At 69.2% G+C, this 20,179-nt stretch carries 15 protein-coding genes and 1 CRISPR repeat array; of the genes, 13 read left to right on the forward strand and 2 right to left on the reverse strand.

Annotated features, from left to right (window positions below; all coding sequences use genetic code 11):
• Positions 1-79: 79 nt before the first annotated feature.
• The 11 genes from AB0C22_RS23675 to AB0C22_RS23725 all read left to right on the forward strand — a co-directional run bounded on the left by AB0C22_RS23675 (position 80) and on the right by AB0C22_RS23725 (position 13,853).
• Entirely contained in the window at positions 80-994 is a 915-nt protein-coding gene (locus AB0C22_RS23675) for an endonuclease/exonuclease/phosphatase family protein (protein WP_357537028.1), read from the forward strand.
• Between the two features lie 286 nt (positions 995-1,280).
• Positions 1,281-2,405: a tetratricopeptide repeat protein gene (locus AB0C22_RS23680; RefSeq protein ID WP_357537030.1), complete on the forward strand. Its 1,125-nt coding sequence runs from the start codon at positions 1,281-1,283 to the stop codon at positions 2,403-2,405.
• 222 nt (positions 2,406-2,627) lie between these two features.
• Entirely contained in the window at positions 2,628-3,266 is a 639-nt protein-coding gene (locus AB0C22_RS23685; RefSeq protein WP_357537032.1) for a hypothetical protein, read from the forward strand.
• 467 nt (positions 3,267-3,733) lie between these two features.
• Positions 3,734-4,873, forward strand: a complete 1,140-nt coding sequence (locus tag AB0C22_RS23690; RefSeq protein ID WP_357537034.1) for a DUF932 domain-containing protein — start codon at positions 3,734-3,736, stop codon at positions 4,871-4,873.
• A gap of 126 nt (positions 4,874-4,999) precedes the next feature.
• Complete coding sequence (locus tag AB0C22_RS23695) at positions 5,000-5,536, forward strand: hypothetical protein (RefSeq protein WP_357537036.1); 537 nt, start codon at positions 5,000-5,002, stop codon at positions 5,534-5,536.
• Positions 5,537-5,680: 144 nt separating this feature from the next.
• A complete protein-coding gene (locus tag AB0C22_RS23700) occupies positions 5,681-7,315 on the forward strand; it encodes a ParB N-terminal domain-containing protein (RefSeq protein ID WP_357537038.1) in 1,635 nt (544 codons plus the stop codon).
• Positions 7,316-7,516: 201 nt separating this feature from the next.
• Positions 7,517-8,702: direct repeats of the CRISPR family, unit length 28 nt; unit sequence CTGCTCCCCGCGCATGCGGGGGTGATCC.
• Between the two features lie 706 nt (positions 8,703-9,408).
• Positions 9,409-9,807, forward strand: a complete 399-nt coding sequence (locus AB0C22_RS23705; RefSeq protein WP_357537040.1) for a hypothetical protein — start codon at positions 9,409-9,411, stop codon at positions 9,805-9,807.
• 233 nt (positions 9,808-10,040) lie between these two features.
• Positions 10,041-10,718, forward strand: coding sequence for a hypothetical protein (locus AB0C22_RS23710; RefSeq protein WP_357537041.1), 678 nt, complete (start codon positions 10,041-10,043; stop codon positions 10,716-10,718).
• A gap of 484 nt (positions 10,719-11,202) precedes the next feature.
• On the forward strand, positions 11,203-12,105 hold the full coding sequence (locus AB0C22_RS23715; RefSeq protein ID WP_357537043.1) for a hypothetical protein: 903 nt from the start codon (positions 11,203-11,205) through the stop codon (positions 12,103-12,105).
• Between the two features lie 308 nt (positions 12,106-12,413).
• Entirely contained in the window at positions 12,414-13,064 is a 651-nt protein-coding gene (locus AB0C22_RS23720; RefSeq protein ID WP_357537045.1) for a GGDEF domain-containing protein, read from the forward strand.
• Positions 13,065-13,175: 111 nt separating this feature from the next.
• Positions 13,176-13,853, forward strand: a complete 678-nt coding sequence (locus AB0C22_RS23725) for a hypothetical protein (protein WP_357537047.1) — start codon at positions 13,176-13,178, stop codon at positions 13,851-13,853.
• Between the two features lie 11 nt (positions 13,854-13,864).
• Here AB0C22_RS23725 and AB0C22_RS23730 read toward each other — a convergent pair whose 3' ends face one another.
• Positions 13,865-14,239: a hypothetical protein gene (locus AB0C22_RS23730; protein WP_357537049.1), complete on the reverse strand. Its 375-nt coding sequence runs from the start codon at positions 14,237-14,239 to the stop codon at positions 13,865-13,867.
• Between the two features lie 288 nt (positions 14,240-14,527).
• Here AB0C22_RS23730 and mobF point away from each other — a divergent pair, with 288 nt between their 5' ends.
• A complete protein-coding gene (gene mobF, locus AB0C22_RS23735) occupies positions 14,528-18,784 on the forward strand; it encodes a MobF family relaxase (protein WP_357537051.1) in 4,257 nt (1,418 codons plus the stop codon).
• Positions 18,785-18,799: 15 nt separating this feature from the next.
• Here the strand turns inward: mobF and AB0C22_RS23740 are convergent, their stop codons facing one another.
• Positions 18,800-19,225 carry a helix-turn-helix domain-containing protein gene (locus AB0C22_RS23740; protein WP_357537053.1) on the reverse strand — a complete coding sequence of 142 codons (426 nt, stop codon included), beginning with the start codon at positions 19,223-19,225 and terminating at the stop codon, positions 18,800-18,802.
• Between the two features lie 49 nt (positions 19,226-19,274).
• On the opposite strand from AB0C22_RS23740, the gene AB0C22_RS23745 reads away from it, so the two are divergent.
• The gene (locus tag AB0C22_RS23745; RefSeq protein WP_357537055.1) at positions 19,275-20,150 is read left to right on the forward strand and encodes an alpha/beta hydrolase; all 876 of its coding nucleotides are present in this window, start codon (positions 19,275-19,277) and stop codon (positions 20,148-20,150) included.
• Positions 20,151-20,179 lie beyond the last annotated feature (29 nt).

Here is a 20,179-nt window from a genome sequence, read left to right on the forward strand (position 1 = left end):
TGCAGCCCGACGTCTCGCCCCGACCTGAGAACCACCAGCGCCAAGCCTCGCCATCCACCACTCCCGAAGGGACCCGCCCATGACACGCCTGGCAATCGCGACTTACAACTACGAGGCGGGCGGCTACCGCGACCGCAGCTTCCACATGCGACCCCTGCAACAGACGTTCGCCACCCTCGACGTTCCGCCCGCGATCATCCTGTTCTGCGAAGCCAAGCACTACCGGCGCAACCAGCACGAGGGCTTACGCCTGGCGGAGAAAGCCCTCACCGACGCCCTCCACGCCCCCTACACCGGACTCCTCGGCACCAGCCAACACGGACCCATCCCACCTGCCATCTTCTACAACGCCGACCTCGTCACCCACCTGGTCTGGCCCGGCGACGACCCACACGACCCCGACGTCTTCCCCGACAAACGCAACGTCGGCCGCTTCCGCACCAACGCCACCGGCACCGAGTTCGGCGCCTGGGTCGCCCACTTCAACTCCCGCAGCGGCACCGCCCGCCTCGAAGAAGCGAAACTCCTCGACCGCTACGGCACCGACCCGCTCCCGATCATCGGCGGCGGAGACCTCAACTCCACCGCCAGCGGCCCGCATTTCCCCCAACGAGACTGGCGCGCCGCGAACCACCACATCCGCACCCACAAAGGCAAACGGATCGACGACGGCACCCCCGAAGGGCACTGGGAAGCCGACACCGCCGCCCTCGACCACCTCATCGGCCGATGGAACCCGACCACCAACCGCCGACTCGACGGCGCCGGCTACCACGCCATCGCCGAACTCACCTGGCTCGCCAACCCCGACAACGCCATCGCGCCCACCATCATCGACAAGCCCGACGAAGGAGGCCCCGACCTCATCGACTACCTCCTGGCCAACGACACCATGCGCCCCCACGTCATCCCCAGCAGCTACCAGGTCCACATCCCCGACGGGCCGCCGTTCCCGTCAGACCACCACCTCGTCACCGCCGAGATCGACATCTGAGGCGCCGGGACCCATGGGAACGACCCCGCCACACGCTCCAAGCCGACTGACCGGCGGCCTGTCCACACTCCAGGCCCCGTTCCGGCTAGCTCTGCACTCGCTCGCCGGCCCGCTCACCTGGCCATGACCACCGCCATCCCGCCGACAGTGACATCCGCCCTGACGCGACCAGCTGCGGGACCACCCACGCCGACGTCCACCCGCCCGACCGCCCAGACGATCGCTACGGCAGCGCCAACACCACATCGTCCCCCGCTCCCCCAGTCTGTCGAGGACCAACCCCCTGATGGCCACGCCCCGCAAGTACACCTCCGACGTCATCGCCGACGCAGTGCGCCAGGTCGAGAGCGCCCGCGCGACGGGACGACGCGGCCCGATCAGCACCGTCGCCCGGGAACTCCGCCTCGACCGCCGACTACTCCAGAGGTGGGTCAGCAAGGCCCGCGCCGCAGCGGCCACCGCCGCACCGCACGCCGCACCGCGCACCGACGTCACCAATGACCCGGCCGTGCTGCCCGACGGACTGCTCCACTGCCGGTTCTGCCAGCAGCCCATGACCCCGCTCTTCACCCACGTCGGGCTCGTCTACGACTGCCCGCCACCGTGCCCCCGGACTCCGCTGAACGCGACGGCCGTCGCGCACGTCGTCGGCCAGGTAGTGCTCCGTCACGCCGCGCACCTCCTACCCGCCCCCACCCACCCCAAGCGCGCGAGCATCGCCGCCGCCCACGCCCACCGGTTCATGGCCCGGATCACCGCCGGCGCCCACCCCACCGACCTGCACATCACCTGGCCTGCCACTGCCAGCCAACCCCGACACGCCCTGACCGAAGTTCTTCGCCTCGCCCATCAGCTCGTCAACACCGACCCCACCCGCACCCACCACATCGTGCAGCGCATCCTCGCCGACGTCGATCCCGCCACCACGGCCACCAGCACGCTCCACGCCGAAGCCGCCCACCTGCTCGCCCGGCTGCTCCACAGCAAGGCGGCGATCCGCTGGGCCGACTTCGCCCACCGCAGCCTCACCCACCTCCACGGCCCCACCGCCCCGACCACCCTGACCGCCGCGCACACCCTCGCCACCGCCCACCGCAGAGCAGGCCACCACCAACGCGCGTACCGCCTCTACCGGCAACTCGCCGACCACCTGGCCGCCACCGCCGGCCCCGACGCGCACCCCACCCTCGCAGTGCAAGCCACCACCGCCCTCGTCCTGGACGACCTCGGCCACCGCGAAGCCGCCCGCACGCTGCTCGCCGACACGATCACCCACCACCGCCGCGCCCACCCCGGACACCCCGCCACCAGCCGCATGGCCGAGCACCTCGACCAATTGCAGAACCGCACGGCCTGCCACAACAGCGGTCCGGCAGCATCGGCGCGCCTTCCTGCCTCGGTGCAGGCGTGACAGCCCCGGACATGGCAGAAGGCGACATGAGAGCAGACCGATAGCGACTCGACTTCCTGCCCGGTTGGAAACCTCTGCAGACGCGCCCTTGCCACTACTGCGCGGGTGTCAGCAGGAGGCGGTGGAGTCCATCGTCCAGACGATCGCAGTGATGTCGCTGGTAGGATCGTCGAAACTTCGGTCGCGCCCGAAGCCTTAGCGGGGTGTACAGGCGCGGATGAGGTGTTGGTTGAAGAGCGGCGGCCGGGGTTGCCGCATCGCCGGCTTGCCGACGATGTCCCGGCCGCCTCAACCGTCAACCGTGACCAGCAGGCGGGGGTTGGCGTGGAGATCCGCAACATCGACGGCCGCCCGCACACCGACATCGCTGGGGCAGCAGAGCTGACCGGCAGGTCGCAGCAGACCGTACGGCTCAAGACCTCCCCCAAAGCCCGCGCGCAGGGTTCCGGCTGGCCCGCGCCGACCCTTCAGGGCAAGAAGGCATGGTTCGCCGTTGAGGATCTGGAGCACGTCCGAGATGTAGTGATTCCCCGGCTCGCCGAGCTGCACCGCGCCCGCGTTCACCACGTATCACTCGAGGGCGACCCAGACGCACTCATCTCCGCCACCGAATTTCGGGGGATCATCGATCAGCAGAACTGGGGTTGGGGAAAGTACGTCGAGCTCAGCAAGGCCGCCTGGGAACGCGGCGAAGACGGCTACCTTCCGCTGCCGGACAAGCAGGAGCCAGCACCCGTGCAGGGCGTTGTTCGCTACTGGCGGCGTCACCGCGTACAGGAGTGGATCAACTCCCGGCCAGGAAAAGTCGCCGGCGTGGCCACGCCTGAACCGCCTACCCACTCCCCCGACGGCACCACGTAGCAACTGCCGCCTCGTCCGACACCCTCTGCCCAGGTGCCGGCGCTTGGCGCGGGCCACCTCCCGAGCCGAATCGACCTTCGGCCGATGGCCTCCGGCCAGGGCAGCGTCCCGCCGCTGCACCGCGGCGCCTCGCCGGCGAGGCAGGCTCCAGGAAGGGAGACATGCGCCTTCCCGGCAACCTGCCGCAAGGGCAATCATGGGGTGGGCTGGTTGTCCAGCCACACCCCAAGCTGGACAACCAGCCCACCCCATGATCGATCGATGATCAGGCCGCCGGGAAGACTCCCGCCCACGATGGAACGACGACCATCATCACTCTCCGCAAGCCAGTGAGTACGTAAGATCGCTCAAAATAGCCCCTCGGCGGGTCAGCCATCGCGGGAGCAATGCTGTATCATTAAATACATGAGGGAGGGGACGGCAACCCCAATCTCGCAACCAACATCCTCAATCGGAGGGAATCACCCGTGAACGTCGCACTCAATTCGATCCCACTCACCACTCGAAATGCGACTCTGCACGACCTGAACGCCATTCTCCAACAACAACACGCGTGCAAGCTGGACATCGTCGCCGGCACCGCCATGCTCCAGGCCGAAGGATGCCACCTGCGCATCACCGGCGCAGAGCCCATGATCAGCGAGTACGGCGTCACCCCCGCAGACGGCCTCTACCTGCCCACCGAGATCGGCGACGCGGGAATCGGCGACAAGCTCGGAATCCCCGCCAGCTACCTGCGCAAGACCCGCACCCAGGCACCCAGCCTCTGGGACACCAACGTCAACGGCTGGCTCGACCTGCACCAGGGCAAGCGCTACCTGGCACGGTGCCTCTCCGATGGCAACGGCGGTGGCATCCTGCGCGCCTTCCTCAGCGACGGCTACAAAATTATCGACAATCTCGACGTCCTCATGGCGGTACTGTCGGGCATTCGGGACTCCGGACTGCAGGTGCACTTCTCGTGTGACCTCAGCGAACGCCGCATGGTCGTCCGCGTGCACTCGGAGGCCATCAAATCGCTGGCCCCTGCCCTCCTGGGCAACTACCGCAGCCCCTTCACCGGGGCGACCGGTGCCGACAACCCGACCGTCTTCGCCGGCCTCGTCTTCACCAACAGCGAAACGGGCGGCGGCGCGTTCAGCGTCGTACCCCGAATCGTCGTGCAGGTCTGCAACAACGGCGTCACCATCACCAAGGACGCGCTTCGCGCCGTGCACCTCGGGGCCAAGATGGACGAGGGCGCGATCCGCTGGAGCAACGACACCCAACAGGCCAACCTGACTCTCATCGGCAAGCAGGCACGCGACGCCGTACGCCGCTTCCTCGACGTCCGGTACGTGCAACGCAAGATCGAAGAGATCGAGGAGAAAGCCGGGCGACGCATCCCCGACCCCGATCACACCATCAAGGTCATCGGCCAGCGACTGCGCTTCACCGAAGACGAGCAGCGACTCATCCTGAACCACTTCATCGACGGCGGGGACCGTACCGCCGGAGGGATTCTGCAAGCGGTGACCAGCGTCGCGCAGACCCTCACCGACCCTGACGCCGCGTACGACATGGAAAGCGTCGGGATACGCGCACTGGAGATCGCCGCCACAGCGTGAACCACCTGCCGGGTGCCACCAGCCACCAACGGTGGCCCCCGGCAGGCCGCCGGCTCCGGTCACTCGTCAGTCCCAGCTCGCGGCTCCGCGAGCAAAGCCGTCACGCTCCCGCACGTTGGAGTAACCATGCCCATGTTCATCGGGCTGCCCCACGGCGTATCGCTGCCCCGCAATCTCGCGGAACCCGACGCCCGGCACCTCGTCACCGTTCTCGCCCGCACCTACCAATGGACCGGCCCCCTCTTCGGCCGGGCGGAAGTAGAGGCTTACCTGCACGATCAGCAGGACCACTCCGACAATCCGTCAACCCTGACGCTTACCGACGCAGACTGGCAACGCATCCGGCAGACCGCCGCCTGGCGAAACCTCGCGAGCACCGCCCGCCGTGCGGTGACCGCAGCCGACACCATCGGCCAGGCCCTACGACAGGCCGGGCTCCGCTGCGCCGAATGCGACTCGCCAGTCACCGGCCCACCCACCGCAACGTGGGGCCTCTGCCCGATCTGCCTCAACAGCGCAGACCTCGCCGAGCTGCAACGCCGGCCATGCCCAGCCGGCGACGGCGAAACACCGCACGGCTGGGGCGACAACGCCTGCACCAACTGCGCCATGCCGGCACCGGTGAGCCGGCCTCACCTCACGGCCGTCGTCACCGCAGCCTGACCAGCACCGGCAACCCCACGGAGCCCCACGCCGTACCGCCGCCAGGCCGGCACCTGGCGGTGAACCCCACGACCACCGGCGCGGGCTGGACGGCAACCCCGGCCGCGACCGGAACCCCAACACCCACAACGAAAGGCACTAACGATGCAGACCGAAACGACACCTGCACCGCAGACCACCCCGCCGGATCACGACCCGACCGAGGCAGACCACCGCCCCACCGACCAGCCGACCGCGACCGCCGTCGGCGAAGCTGGCGAGAGCGCACCGGCTCTACCAGGCCGGTACCGCCTCGTCAAGGTGACCGACCTCCGCCCCAACCCCGACAACGTCCGCGACGACGCACAGGCACTGCCCGGCATCGTCGAGAACCTCCGAGAAGACGGCGTACGCGGCCTGGTGTCAGCCCTCACCGTGACGCCCATCGGCGCGGACCCCGAAGGCCCCTACCTGATCGTCGACGGCGAACAGCGCTACTGGTCCGCCATCGAAGCCAACCAGGAATACGTACCCGCCATCATCCGCGACGACCTGGCGGAGAATCGCGAACAGCTCATCAGCATGCTGCGGCAGGTCCACCGCAAGGACCCCACGGCAACCCAGCAGGCCCGGGGCATCCAACAACTCGCCCTCGCCGGCATGGACGACAACGACATCGCCCGCCGCACCGGCTACGACCGCGAACAGGTTCGGGCCGGACGGCAACTCGCCACCCTGGACAAGAACACCACCGACCGCACCCATGCCCTCGGCCTCGACCTGACCCAGGTGGCAGCCCTCGCCCAGTTCGCCGATCGGTCCGACTGGATCGAGCACCTTCTGGAGCAAGCCGAAGAAGGCCCCTTCGCCTTCGCCCGCGCAGTGGAACGCACCCGATGTCTCCGCGCCGCCCTCGACGCTCAGACCAGCCGCCACGCCGCACTCACCGAAGCCGGGACCACCATCCTCGCCACCCGCCCCGCCTACACCGACAGCACGGTCAAGGAGGTCACCGATCTACTCGATGCCGATGGGCAGCGCATCGACGCCGAAACTCACCTCGAATGCCCCGCTCACGCCGTCTTCCTGTCGATCGAGCACGACGAGCTGACCGAGACCGCCTACTGCACCAGCTGGCACGCCAACGGGCACACCCTGCCCGCCTACCTCGCGCCATCGGCCCGCAGCGGACCCATGAGCGAACAGGAGAAGGCAGAACGACGCCGCGTGATCGAGAACAACAAGGCCATGGACATCGCCAACACGGTACGTCGCGAGTGGTTGACCACGTTCCTGACGGCCAAGACCCCACCCAAGGGCACCGCGAAGCTGCTCGCCGAAGCCCTCGCCGACTCCGGATACATCCTGTCCACGTGGATCAACGGCGGCCGGAGGATGCTCGACGAACTCCTCTACCCGGGTAAGGCCAAGCGGGCCGGCATGAAGCGGGTTCCCGCTCGAGGCAACGACGGACGGTACGCGGTGATTTCCCTCGCCGCCATCGCCGCCGCGAACGAGAGCGGCATCAGCAGAAGCTCATGGCGGGTGGCCGATCCAGGAGTCGCGAACTGGCTGCGGTGGTGCGTCACCAACGGCTTCCAACTCAGCGAGGTCGAACAGCTCATCCTCGACACCGCCGACGGGCGCGCAATGCAGCACGCTGACGTCACGGCCGCCGTATCGCAGTCCGCGCCGCATCCGGGCACGTCCAAGACGGACACCGTCGAACGCAGCGCGGCGGGCGATGACTCGCCTGGGGTCGATGCGGATGGGTTTGTCGGTTCGGCTCCCGTCGTCTGATCCTGTCGGTCGGGGGTCAGCCAGGCTTCGGCCCGGCTGGCCCTCGCCGCACCAACTCCATCAACGGGTCCGAGTTGACTACCATGCTGTACGTCAGCGGGGACCTCAACCAGCGGAGCCAGGACCGACCACGTGAACGGGCCGCCAACCAAAGTGAATAGAAACAGCGTAGTTGATCTTTAGTGCCGCAGGTCAAGAAGTCTGCTCCCCGCGCATGCGGGGGTGATCCCGTTCGAACGTTGCGCGGGCCGAACGTCCGCCCCTGCTCCCCGCGCATGCGGGGGTGATCCCCATTCGCTGACCCAGGCGATGCGCTGTAGTAGCTGCTCCCCGCGCATGCGGGGGTGATCCCCGTTTCGCCACGGCGCAGCTTTACGGGCGCATCTGCTCCCCGCGCATGCGGGGGTGATCCGATGATCCAGGCCATCGCCACCACCGCCCGCCACTGCTCCCCGCGCATGCGGGGGTGATCCAACGGTGGTCATGCTGGTGCGCGTCACCAGGTCCTGCTCCCCGCGCATGCGGGGGTGATCCCAGCTCGATCGGTGCCCAGGCGTTCACGACGTCCTGCTCCCCGCGCATGCGGGGGTGATCCCTCCACGTTCATCGGGTGCCGTGCGGAGTGGTCCTGCTCCCCGCGCATGCGGGGGTGATCCCTACCTGAGCGACCGGATCCAACCCTGGGTCCGCTGCTCCCCGCGCATGCGGGGGTGATCCCTCCACGTTCATCGGGTGCCGTGCGGAGTGGTCCTGCTCCCCGCGCATGCGGGGGTGATCCCATCGTCGTGGTTTCGAGGTACCAGCTGCCTTCCTGCTCCCCGCGCATGCGGGGGGTGATCCCGAACACACGGGGGTTGGTTCGGCTCGGTGCCTCTGCTCCCGGCGCATGCGGGGGTGATCCCATCAAGGGCGCCCGGCGGACGTCGCTGGACGCCTGCTCCCCGCGCATGCGGGGGTGATCCGTCGCGCGTGAAGGGGATGACGTACACGCCCGCCTGCTCCCCGCGCATGCGGGGGTGATCCTGCGGTCATCGGCTTCCTCATCGCGCTGCTGTGCTGCTCCCCGCGCATGCGGGGGTGATCCCAACCAGTAGCCGGGTGGCCGGCCGACACCAACCTGCTCCACGCGCATGCGGGGGTGATCCTGGTTCCCTTCGCCTCCAACCTCAATCCGTCGGCTGCTCCCCGCGCATGCGGGGGTGATCCCTCGACGGCGTCGTGCCGGCGAAGTTGTGCGCCTGCTCCCCGCGCATGTGGGGGTGATCCCATGGTCGCCTCCTACATCCGGCCGGCGACCGGCTGCTCCCCGCGCTGCGGGGGTGATCCGTACGCCAAGAAGCCCTGGATGTCGGCGTTCAACTGCTCCCCGCGCATTCGGGGGTGGTCGGCTGGCGGATGGCGATCCCGTGCGCCTACCGGCGGTGGCGCGCACCTGGCTGTCCGTACGAGTGGAGTTGGTCTTGGGCGTGGCGTCGACCTGTGGCCTCGACCCGGCAGGGTTTTCGCGTTGAGCCGATCACACCCCTTCACTCAGTTCGCCGAGGCGATCGACTTGGCGTCCGCCCGCTGGGAGGCCGATTTCCGCATCGACCCGCTGGAGAAGTTCGGCGGCCTGCCTGCCGAACCAATGCCGCACTTCAGCTGGGAGACTTCCACGATCAGTGCGGACGACGTCGGGACACCGACGACGGCGAATCGTCACCGCCGCAACCGCCGTCCCGACCACTTACGGACCTACCGCCGCTCCTGCCGTGGTTAAGGCCGCAAGAACGCAGCCGGTAGCGACACCAGCCTGCTCTTGGTCGCCCGCCCGGCACCGAACGCGTGCGCCGGCACGGGCTTGCGCTCCGGGCATCGCACGTAACCCGGAAAAACACTCCTGTCCTCGGCTCGTCGCACTCCGGACCGTTGCTCCCGCGGTCACCGGCCGGGCCGGGCAGCCCGGGTGTCCCGGCACTCTTCGCAGCCGGCCCGCCCTGCCAGCTCCGCATCCACCAGGCCAGGCCCGTACGACAGCCTTAAATAAGGTGTATAGTAATTACAACATCGGGGATGGCGAACCCCCGACGGCAGCAAACCACACAGGAGTTCACATGCCGACCCAGCCGAACACCGGACCTGCAACAGCAACCGCCTGGCCGCTCGACTCGAAGGACGACCTCGCGCGGATACTCGATCGCGACGGCCGCTGGCGGCCCTTCCGAGACAACAACCCGCACGGCCTCCGGCTCGATGCCTACGGAAACCGATGGAGCCTCACCCGGGAGCACTACACCCGGACCACGACCGCCAGCGGCGAACGATGGGAACTGGTCGGCGAACCTTCGCCGACCTGCCTCGGCGGCTGGGACACCCAACGCCAGGAGTACGTCGCCCGGCGGTTGCCCGCCGGCACGGTGATCGCCAGCGGCGACACCCAGTACGGGGTCCTGGCTCGCGCCGCTCGCCGGTGCCTACCGAACGCGCGGCATCCCACGAGGTCCGGCGGGTAGGACAGGTGAAGTCACACAGCGACGATCCAGGCGGCGACCGGGGGGTTAGTTTGGCGAACTCCCCCCGACCGCCTGGCGTCCGACGCCACACAGGCCCCAAGAGCCATCACCGCCGGACACGTGCCCGCCATCGTACGACAGCGCCTGTAAACACCTGCTCGAACCTGACCCGGCAACCCACCCGGCACCCGGCCATCCGGTCCACCACGCGGCGCGTGCGGCATCATCACCTCATGCCCACCCGCTCCCCCGACCCCGATCTCGTCAACCGGGCCGAAGCAGCAGCGATCCTCGGCATCTCCGTCAGCCGCCTCGACCGGCTGTACCACGATCGCTCCACCACCGGCTTCCCGTCCCGCGCGGACGACGGTCACTCGTGGCACCGCAGCGACATCACCCGGTATCGACCCCCGGCGGAGCAGGTCACCCGAAGCGCCCAGGCCAGCATCGACCGCTCCGGCGACCCCGACGAACTGGTGGACGCCGCCACGGCAGCCCAGATCCTCGGCTACCGGGAACGCAGTGCCCTGCACGGCAACAACCCGGTGTGGCTACGGCTGAAGGAATGCGCCGACGACGTGTCACTGACCCCCGGAGGGCGCAGCCGCAGACGCTGGAAGCGCAGCACCGTCTGGACCATCGCCGAGAGCCGCATCGGCAGAGGAGGCACCAGCGCGACTGCGGGCCGGCCGGCAGGCACCCCCACCGGGCGCCCCGATCGCTCCGGCGACCCGGACGAACTCGTCGGACGAGCCGAAGCCGCCCGGGTGCTTGGCTACAGCCACCCCAACGCCCTACCACCCCAGGCCTTGGACCGCGCCGACGAGCAGAGCACCGGGCCGAGTGGACGCCGCCGGCTCCGCTGGCGGCGCGAAACGCTGTGGACCATGCTCGACGAGCGCGGCGCCTGAGCACACCGCCGGCACAAACCCATCCGCCGGCACGCGCCGCAGCCATCCGGCCTCACGGCCACGGCCCTGGCGGGCCGTATAACCGGAAGCGGCCTGCGGCCGCACTGTTCGAAACCCCTCCTTCCAACGGTGGGGCCGGAACAGGCTAGCGGCGTGCTCGCTCCGGTCAAGTCCGGGCGCGGCTCGGAAACATCATGCACACCCCGCATGATCTTTCCTCGAAACCCCGCGCCCGAACTTGACCTCCACTGCGCGCGCCACGGTCGAGCAAGCTCGCCCCCACCGCCGAAAGAAGTGGGGGGGCGCATCAGCTGCCGACCCCCGCACCGTCCGAGGCGCAACCGGCGGACCCGCACATCAAGACCATCTGAAAAAGCCCACCGGCAGAGGCAAGCAGACCCGTAATGGTGTATAGTAATAGTTGTTTAGGAGGGGACGGCGAACCCCCTCCGGACGCCCACACAACCCCGAGGAAAGAGGGCTCATGAGCAGGCACGACCTCACACCCCTACCGCAGTTCGCGCGCCACGAAGTGGCCGTCGGCTGGGACCGGCCGCTGCGCACGTACTTCGCCGTCGTCACGGACCCGGACATCGACGACGAGACCGCCGAAGGCGCTACGCCCCTGCACCTCGGAGCAGCCGAACAGGTCACCGACCCGGCCGTCATCATCGAAGCCGTCCGCCCGTACGCCCACATCCCCGACGACCTGCACGCCACGTTGCAGGCGGATCGCGACCGGGAGGGCTTGGGACACTCGAACCACCACGTCTTCTTCACCACCGCGGAGGACACCAGCACCGCCCCGCCGTCGCACTGCCCGACGCAGCAGCACACCGGCAACCTGCCCGAACGTCCAGAACCGAGCCGACGCGAGGGCACCGACAGCCGGCAACCGCTCGCCCTGCTACACCGGCCCACGATCGGCGGACTCGTCGTACCGTGGATCACCGTCCAGATGCCGGACGGCCGCTACCGGTTCGGCGCGATCGACGCCCACCGCCTCATGGCATGCCTGCACGACCAACGCTGCCAGATCTGCGGCCAGCCGACCCACTCGCCGTTCGTGTTCGCCATGCGCGACGTCGACATCGCCCGTCTCATCGCCCCCGAACCGCCGATGCACCCCGAGTGCGCCACCTACAGCGCCACCGCCTGCCCGATGCTCGCCGGCGGGATGGCCCACTACCGCAACAGCCAGGCAGACAACCCCGCCGCCTCCGGCGACCCGGACAGTGCCCGCGCCAGGCACCCGGCGCACCGGTGGCACCTGGTCTGGGCGAAGGCGTATCAGCCCGTCATCGACCGACGCACGCAACAGCCGGCCGCACGGATCGCGCCCGGCGATGTCCTCCGCGTCCGACCCATCACACCGCCGACCGCCTGACCAACCCGCCTGCGGAGCCCGGCAGAGATTCATCACACGGACCGCCGGGCCCGCAGGCGGGAGGCCACGCCGCCAGCGAACAACCAGCACGACGCCGGAGCACCGAACCCAGTTGCCGAGAAATCTGGCCGGACGCGCCAACCCCGCATCAGGCACCAGCGAGCTGAACGCCCGGTCGACGATGCAGCCCGACTAACGACCCGCTGCAACACCCAGCGAACGACCGACCCACTAAAGCTGTATAGAAATTGCCTCTTCTGCGGGACGGCGAACCCCGCACCCACACCCCCATGCCGAGGAAGTAGCTCATGCCGAACGCGACCACTCTCGCGCTCCTACTCGCGACCAGCTGTTGCCTCCTGCTCACCGCGTACAACCTGCGGCTACGCGGCCACCTGGCCGCCGCCCGCCACGAAGCCCGCCACGACGAACTGACCGGCCTCCCCAACCGCCGCGCCATGCTCGCCCACCTCGACCAGGTGCTCAGCAACCCCGCCCACCGGGTCGCCGTGCTCCTACTCGACCTCGACCGTTTCAAGGACGTCAACGACGAATACGGCCATGCCGCCGGAGACTTCGTCCTCCGCCACGTCGCCGTCGCACTCGTCCGAGCCGCACCACCCCGAACCATCGTCGGACGGATGAGCGGAGACGAGTTCCTCATCATCGTCGACGGTGACGCCGACACCGCCCGCTCCTGCGCCCAAGCCGCCGCCAACGCGCTCGCCAACGCAACGATCACACTGCGCTGGCAGCCATTCCACTGCCACGCCAGCATCGGCCTCGCCAACGCCGGCCCCGGCCCCGGCCCCGGCCACCGTGCCGCAACCGAACTCCTGGCACAGGCAGACGCCGCCATGTACGCGGCCAAGCAGGCCGGCGGAGGCGTCCGCGAATACCACCCAGACCTGACCGACCTCAGCAGGCGCACCGACAACGACCGGCGGCGCTTCCGATAAGCCGCCGACCCGACGTTGCCCGGCCGCGCGATATGGCTGGGCAACGCGGATCAGCGCCACCGCGCCGGACACCGCCGATCCCGCTCTCCCTCACACGCAAAGGACCTCGCCGTGAGCGCTCTCCGCCCCGCCGAACGCGTCATCATCGCCCACGTCTGCCAGGACTGGGCAGCCACGTACCACTCCGGGCCGCTGAGGCTCACCATCAACGACACCGTCCGCTACCTCAGCGACGGACACCTGGAAGACCTCAGCGCGCGGCACGGCCGGAAGGCCATCTGGCAGGCCGTCGCGGCACACCTCCAGGACCACCCCGCCACCCTGACCGCGCCCCGCACCACCGCCCAACAACGCGACGAGCGCCAAGCCGAACGCGACGCCCGCGCCGCCGCACACCTCGACGCGGCCCGCCACCACCACCGCCAGGAACTCCCCTTCGAAGCCCTCGCGCTCATCGACCGCGCAGAAATGTGCTCGCCCCGGTTCACCAACTTCGACAAGTACCGGACCACCGTCCACCGCAAGTTCCCGCCGATCGTCACCACCCACGCCAACGGAACCGACCTGCGATACCGGCACACCCTTCCCGTCGTCAGCCCCATCCCCGGCGCACCCGTCGCCTACCACGGGACGCACCAACGGCCATGGGTCTACCCCGGAAGGCAGGTCATCGAAGGACCCTGGCCCGCCGCAATCCCCGAGCAGTGCACCGCCGACGAAACGGCCAGCCGCTGGCTCGCCCACCACACCGTCCTGGTGTGCACCGGATGCGGCCTCGACATGACCTGACCGAACACCGGTCAACCGCCAACCGCCGCACCGGCGGAGGACTCCCCACCTGACACCGGACCCACGCGTGGTGCAGCGTCCTCCGCCGGAGCGCGGCCCCGACGTCGCGACACCACCGCCCCCGTCTGCGCGATCCGCTCCCGCACCACCTTCCCGTCAAAGCCACGCCGCAGCGCCCGCACCCTGCTCACGTCGACACCCGCCAACTCAGCAGCCAACCCGTCGTCACGGAGCACCGTCGCCAACACCACCACCGACAGCTCATGCGCTGCCCTCGCCTCCTGTAACTCCCCGTCGAGCCTCGCCACCAGCTCACGACGCCGCTCCTCCGCGTCCGCCAACGCCGCCCCTGCCTGCTCGACCGCCCGCACCGCGCGCCGCTCCACCTCCTGCCTCGCCCGAAGAGCACGAACAGCGTCATTCCCCGTTCTACTCGCCATGCGACGACCGTAACGACCACCCATCGCCAACGACACAGCCTCCACCACAGGAATCTGCCAATTCGTTCGAATGCAGCCGCAATCCCAGGATCCACCCTCGATTCCCACCCGGACAATCTGCACCGCCTGCCACCTGCAACAACAACCGAACAACCGCACTTTGCAATTCTCAAGGCGATACACCCTCTTGCATTCTTCCCCGCAGCAATGAAGTTGATCTTCTACGGTTTCAGCATGTTGTCCATCACGAGAATCTCGCCCGGCAGCGGATACCGGTACGTGATGGAGCAGGTCGCGGCCGGCCGGCATGACATGCGCGCCCCCACCGACAACGGTCCGACCCCCTACTACGTGGACCCGACCGCCCGCGGCGAGAGCCCCGGCTGGTGGGCCGGTGACGGTGCCGCCGTACTGGGCATGAGCGGCCCAGTTGTCGAAGAGCAGATGCGGTTCCTCGTCGGTCAGGGCCGTCACCCTCGATCCGGCTACCAACTGGGGCAGCGGTGGCGCACCTACGCACCGCAGACCGACGCGACCCGGGCTGCCGCTGCCCAGCGCGCGCTCCTGGCTCTCCCGGACGACGCGACGATCGAACAACGCGACAAGGTCTGGCACGACGCCATGACCGCACCGGAACGCAGGGCGGTGTCCGCCTTCGACGTCACCGTGTCACCGGTCAACAGCGTGTCGCTGCTCTGGGCCTTCGGCGACGCCGAAGTCAAACGGGACGTCATGGCGGCGCACCACGCCGGCGTCCGCGTCGCGCTCGACCACCTGCAACGGCACGGCGCGTACGCCCGCGCCGGCGCTGGTGGCGTACGCCAACTCGACACCGCCGGCCTGGCCGCCATGGTCTTCGACCACCGGCTCAGCCGTGAGCGCGACCCACAACTGCACGCACACATCGTGGTCAGTGCCAAGGTTCTCGCCCACTCCCCCGACGGGGCGACCCAATGGCTCGCGCTCGACGGCCGCGCCTTCTACCGGGCAGCGACCGCCGCCCGGGTCGCCTACGAACGCGCGATCGAGGTCGAGCTACGCCGACGACGCGGGATCACGTTCGCAGCCCGCCCCGACTCCGGCATCCGGGAGATCGTCGGCATCAGCGACGACTCCATCCGTCACTACGCCAAGCGCCGCGCCGCCATCACCCAGGCAATCGACCGGCAGGCGAATCCGCAGCACCGGATGTCCTCGCGCCGCTGGCGGACCCGGGCGCAGGATGCCACCCTGCGCACCCGCCGACCGCACAAGGGCGCAGAGTCGACCGACGACGCCGTACGCCGGTGGCACGCTGAAGACCGCAGGCACGGCCTGGACACCACCGGCCAGGTCCGCCGACTCCTCGCCGGCCGGGCCCGCGACACGACCACCGCGACCGCTATCCGCGTCCTCCAACTGGCCCGACGTACCGCGGATGCCCCGGACGCGGTCGATGAGGCGATGCTGCACGATGCCGCCGTAAGGCTGGGCGTACCGCCCGCTCACCGCGCGCGGGTTCTCGCCGCCGCCGTCCGCGCCGACGACCGAATGGCCGTCGCCCGCGCCGTGCACACCCTCAGCCGAGAGCGTGCCGTCTTCACCCTCGACCACCTCGAACTGGCCATCGGCAGGGTCCTCGACATCACGACCGGCGAGTCGCCCGCCGACGACTGGCGACGGGTCCAACGCCTCGCCGTCGCCGCCATCACCGAGCAGAGCGCCGGCCTGCGGGTCCTCACCCCGCCGGCACTCGTGCAGTGGGGACCGGCCCTGCAACGCGGCAGTGACCGGCACAGCGAATACACCCGACACCGGGACCTTCACCTCACCACCCGCAGCGTCCTCGCCGCCGAGCAACAGGTCATCACCTACGCCCGGCAACGAGGTGCACGCCCCGTACCGGCCAGGGTCATCGACGCCGTCATCGACCAGGCCGAATTGACCGACGAGAAGGCAGAGATCCTGCGCTTCCTCATCGGAGACGACCGCCGCGTCACCGGCGTCATCGGCCCCGCCGGAGCCGGAAAGACACATCTGCAACGGGCCGTCGTCGCCGCTGCAGCCGGCGCCGACGTACCCGTGCTCGGCCTCACCACCAGCCAGTCCGCCGCGAACCTTCTCGCCGACGCCACCCGCCAACCCGACGGCACCACCCTGCGCACGGAAAACATCGCCCGGTGGTTCCACGCCCAGCGTCGGCCACCACCCGGATCGGTGGCCCGCGACTGGCGGTTCGCCCCCGGACAGTGGGTAATCATCGACGAGGCGTCGCAGGTCTCCAGCCACGACCTGGCCCGCCTCACGGTCCAACTCGATGAGGTACGCGGAAAGCTCATCCTCGTCGGCGACCCCCAGCAAACCTCGGCCGTCGGCCCCGGCGGGCTCCTGCGCTACCTGGCCGCCCTCGGCGTCACCCGCTTCCTCACCCACGTGCACCGGTTCACCCACCCCTGGGAAGGCCCGGCATCCCTGCGGCTACGCCACGGCGACCCCACCGTCCTCGCCGAATACGACGAGCGCGAACGCCTGATCGGCGGACACCGCAGTGACCTCATCGACCAGATGCTCCCCCGCTGGCTCGCCGACGTCACCGCCGGCCACCGCAGCATGATGCTCGTGGACACCAACGACGAGGCCGTCGCCGTCGCGGAGCGCGCCCGTGCACTGCTCATCGCCGCCGGTCGCGTCCAACCCGGCCCGTCGGTCCGCCTCCGCGACGGAGTCGCCGCCAGCGTCGGGGACATCATCGTCACCCGCCGCAATGACCGACGGATCGCCGCCGGACCCGGCTACGTCACCAACCGGGACCAGTGGCGCATCGCCGCCATCACCGACGACGGGCAACTCCACGTCACCAACGTCCTGACCGGAACCGCCGCCGTACTACCCGCCGCGTACACCATCCGACACACCCACCTTGCCTACGCCCAGACCGCCGACTCGGCGCAAGGCCAGACCGTGGACACCGCCCGCGCGCTCATCGACGACAACACCTCGCTGGCCCGGGTCTACGTCATGCTCACCCGCGCCCGCACGCTCAACGAGGCGTACGTCGTCACCGACGACGAACCGCGCGAAGGAACACCGCCCGCCCCCCCGACCGCCCGCGTCGCCGTGCTCGCCGACATCATGCGCCGGGTGATGCCAGACCGCTCCGCCACCGAGACCGAACAACAACTCTGGGCCGATGTCGACGCGCTGCACAGTTGGACCCCGGTCTACGACGACCTGCTCGCACGGGCCCACATACCCGCGTACCTCGACATCGTCCGCCAGTTCCACGGCCCCGCGCTCGCCGAACGGCTCAGCCGCGACCTCGCGCTGCCGGCGCTCATCAGCAAGCTCACCACCTACGCCACCGCCGGCCACGAACCTCACGAACTGCTCCGCCGTATCCTGCGTGTGCGCGAGCTGGACACCGCCGACGACATCGCCGCCGTCCTGTGCTGGCGGCTCGACCAGCTCATGCGGCACACCACCGCCGACCCCACCATCGCCGAGCGCGCCGACCAGTGGCGTACCTACACCGAACGGCTTCCCGACGGTCTCACCGGTGATGTCGGTGATGCGCTGCGCCAGGTCGCTGCGCTCTGCGACCGCCGCAGCCAAGCGGTCGCCCACCTCACCGCCGAGACCCGGCCCGCCTGGAGTCTCGCTCTCGGCAACGTCCCCGCCGACGACGCCGGCCGACGCCAATGGCTCACCCGGGCGGGTGTCGTCGCCGCTTACCGCGACACCTACCGACTCAGCAGCGCGCATCCCATCGGCCCCGAACCGCCCAGCAGCGACATCGCCCGATGGAACTCCTGGCACCGCGCCCGGCTCGTCCTCGGTGCCGCCACCCTCGCCGGACGACTCACCACCGCATCCGACGCCGAACTCACCCGTCTCGTCACGGCACTGCACGCCGCTGACCGCGCGGCATCCGTGTACGTCGGGGATGAACTGCGTGCCAGTTACCGCGCGCTCACTGATGCCCAACGCCACCGCTACGACCTCGCGCAGCAACTCGTCACCGTCGAAGAGAACCACCGCGCTGCCGGCAGCCACGTCCAGCGGTTGCAGCCGCGCTGGTGGCATCGTGGTGCGCCGCGTGCTCGGAGAGTTGCCGCGCAGCAGAGCCTGAGCGCGCACGTTACAACGGTCGCGGTTCGGGTGGGTCACCTGCAAGCGGAGTTGGCCGCTGTCGATTCTGAGATTCTGGACCTCAGCCGACACGTAGCCACCGTCGAGGCTGACCACGCCGTATGGAGGTGCTGGTACGACGGGGCTCTCCCCGCGCGGTACGCCGGGCTTGCTGCCGCCGCTGAGCAAGGCCGGCGTGCCGTCAGTCGCAACAGTCGCCTCGCCGATGCGGTATCTGCCACCACGGCCCGCGTCCAGGCGGTCCACGACACCCGCCCAGCGCCCCGCAGCAGGCTCGTGCCGGAGCACCTTCGGCAACACGCGCACGAAGCACGGCAGCGCATCACTACCGATCCCCAAAGCGCCGAAACGGACGTCGGCTAAGGCCCACCCCGTTACCTACTGGTCGTGACGGGACCCGGTCGCAGACGTACGCAGCGCATCGATCGCGCCCATGTTCATCTCGGCCCAGCGTTTGAGCTCGCGCAACGGACCGACGAGCGTGTCGCCGAGCGCCGTCAGGGAGTAGTGCACGGCGGGTGGACTCGTGGGTTCCACCCGGCGGTGAGCGAGGCCGTCGTCTTCGAGTTGACGAAGGGTGTGGGTGAGCATCTTCTGTGACACGCCCGGCATGCGACGGCGCAGCGCACCGAATCGCAGCTCCGCTTCGTCGGCGAGCAGCAACACGATCATGACGGTCCATTTTGATCCGACCCGGTCGAGCAGAAGCCGCGTCGGGCAGTTGGCGTCGAAGAGGTCACCTTGCCGTACGGTGGTTACCTCGGGGTGACCAAGGGTGCCCCACGTGCCTTCTTTCCTGTTCACAGCAGCTCTCCTATCGTTTCCAGGTAACCGATGGTAACTAGGAGTTCTGATGAGTCGTGCCGCCCAGGGCTACCGTTCGACGATCGAGATGATTCAGCTCGACGATCTCCGAGTGAGCGTGCGCCGAGCCGGTGCGGGAAGCCCCGTCCTGTTGCTCCACGGTTTTCCGCACACCAAAGAAATCTGGCGGGAGGTAGAACCACTGCTCGTTGCTGCGGGCCATGAAGTACTCATGCCCGACCTGCGGGGAACGGGCGACACCGAGCGGACGGCAAGCGGCTACGACGCCGCGAGCCTCGCGACGGACCAGGTATGCCTCCTCGACGCGCTCTGTCTGCAGACAGCGCACGTCGTCGGCTTCGACTTCGGCGCCGCGCCCGCGTTCAATCTCGCCGCCGCCCACCCGGATCGGGTGCTCAGCCTCACCCTCGTCGAGGCGGTCATCAGCGGGCTCGCTGGCGCGGAGACGTTCCTGGCCTCCGGCGGACCGTGGTGGTTCGGGTTCCACCAAGCGCCCGACGATCTCGCCGAGAACGTCCTGAGCGGCGACGAGGACCGCTACATCCGCTACTTCCTCGGCATCGGGTCCCGCCGCGGGGTGCCGGAGGACCTCGCCCGGCATTTCATCCGCGCCTACACCGGACGAGACAGCCTGCGCGCGGCCTTCGAGCACTACCGCGCGATGCCCGCGAACGCCCAGTGGAACCGCTCCTGGGCCCAGCAAAGCCGGCTGACCATGCCGGTCACAGCCGTCGGCGCCTCGACAGTGGGAGACACCCCGGCGCGCCAGCTCACGCTGATCGCGGACCACCTCGACCAGCGCCTACTCCCGGACAGCGGACACATCGTCCCCGTCGACGCCCCCGACGACCTCGCCTCGATCGTGGCAGCAACCGCGGCCCGGGCGACATCGGCTCGCACCTGACCACGACCGAGGCGAGCAACTCCGCTAAG

The organism is Micromonospora sp. NPDC048894 (assembly GCF_040649765.1).
GTDB lineage: Bacteria > Actinomycetota > Actinomycetes > Mycobacteriales > Micromonosporaceae > Micromonospora > Micromonospora antibiotica.

What these genes read in the sequence shown, in the direction of transcription:
- AB0C22_RS23675 (WP_357537028.1), top strand. Translation starts at nt 80, where the DNA reads ATGACACGCCTGGCAATCGCGACTTACAACTACGAGGCGGGCGGCTAC.
- AB0C22_RS23680 (WP_357537030.1), top strand. Translation starts at nt 1,281, where the DNA reads ATGGCCACGCCCCGCAAGTACACCTCCGACGTCATCGCCGACGCAGTG.
- AB0C22_RS23695 (WP_357537036.1), top strand. Translation starts at nt 5,000, where the DNA reads ATGCCCATGTTCATCGGGCTGCCCCACGGCGTATCGCTGCCCCGCAAT.
- AB0C22_RS23700 (WP_357537038.1), top strand. Translation starts at nt 5,681, where the DNA reads ATGCAGACCGAAACGACACCTGCACCGCAGACCACCCCGCCGGATCAC.
- AB0C22_RS23705 (WP_357537040.1), top strand. Translation starts at nt 9,409, where the DNA reads ATGCCGACCCAGCCGAACACCGGACCTGCAACAGCAACCGCCTGGCCG.
- AB0C22_RS23710 (WP_357537041.1), top strand. Translation starts at nt 10,041, where the DNA reads ATGCCCACCCGCTCCCCCGACCCCGATCTCGTCAACCGGGCCGAAGCA.
- AB0C22_RS23715 (WP_357537043.1), top strand. Translation starts at nt 11,203, where the DNA reads ATGAGCAGGCACGACCTCACACCCCTACCGCAGTTCGCGCGCCACGAA.
- AB0C22_RS23720 (WP_357537045.1), top strand. Translation starts at nt 12,414, where the DNA reads ATGCCGAACGCGACCACTCTCGCGCTCCTACTCGCGACCAGCTGTTGC.
- mobF (WP_357537051.1), top strand. Translation starts at nt 14,528, where the DNA reads ATGTTGTCCATCACGAGAATCTCGCCCGGCAGCGGATACCGGTACGTG.
- AB0C22_RS23745 (WP_357537055.1), top strand. Translation starts at nt 19,275, where the DNA reads ATGAGTCGTGCCGCCCAGGGCTACCGTTCGACGATCGAGATGATTCAG.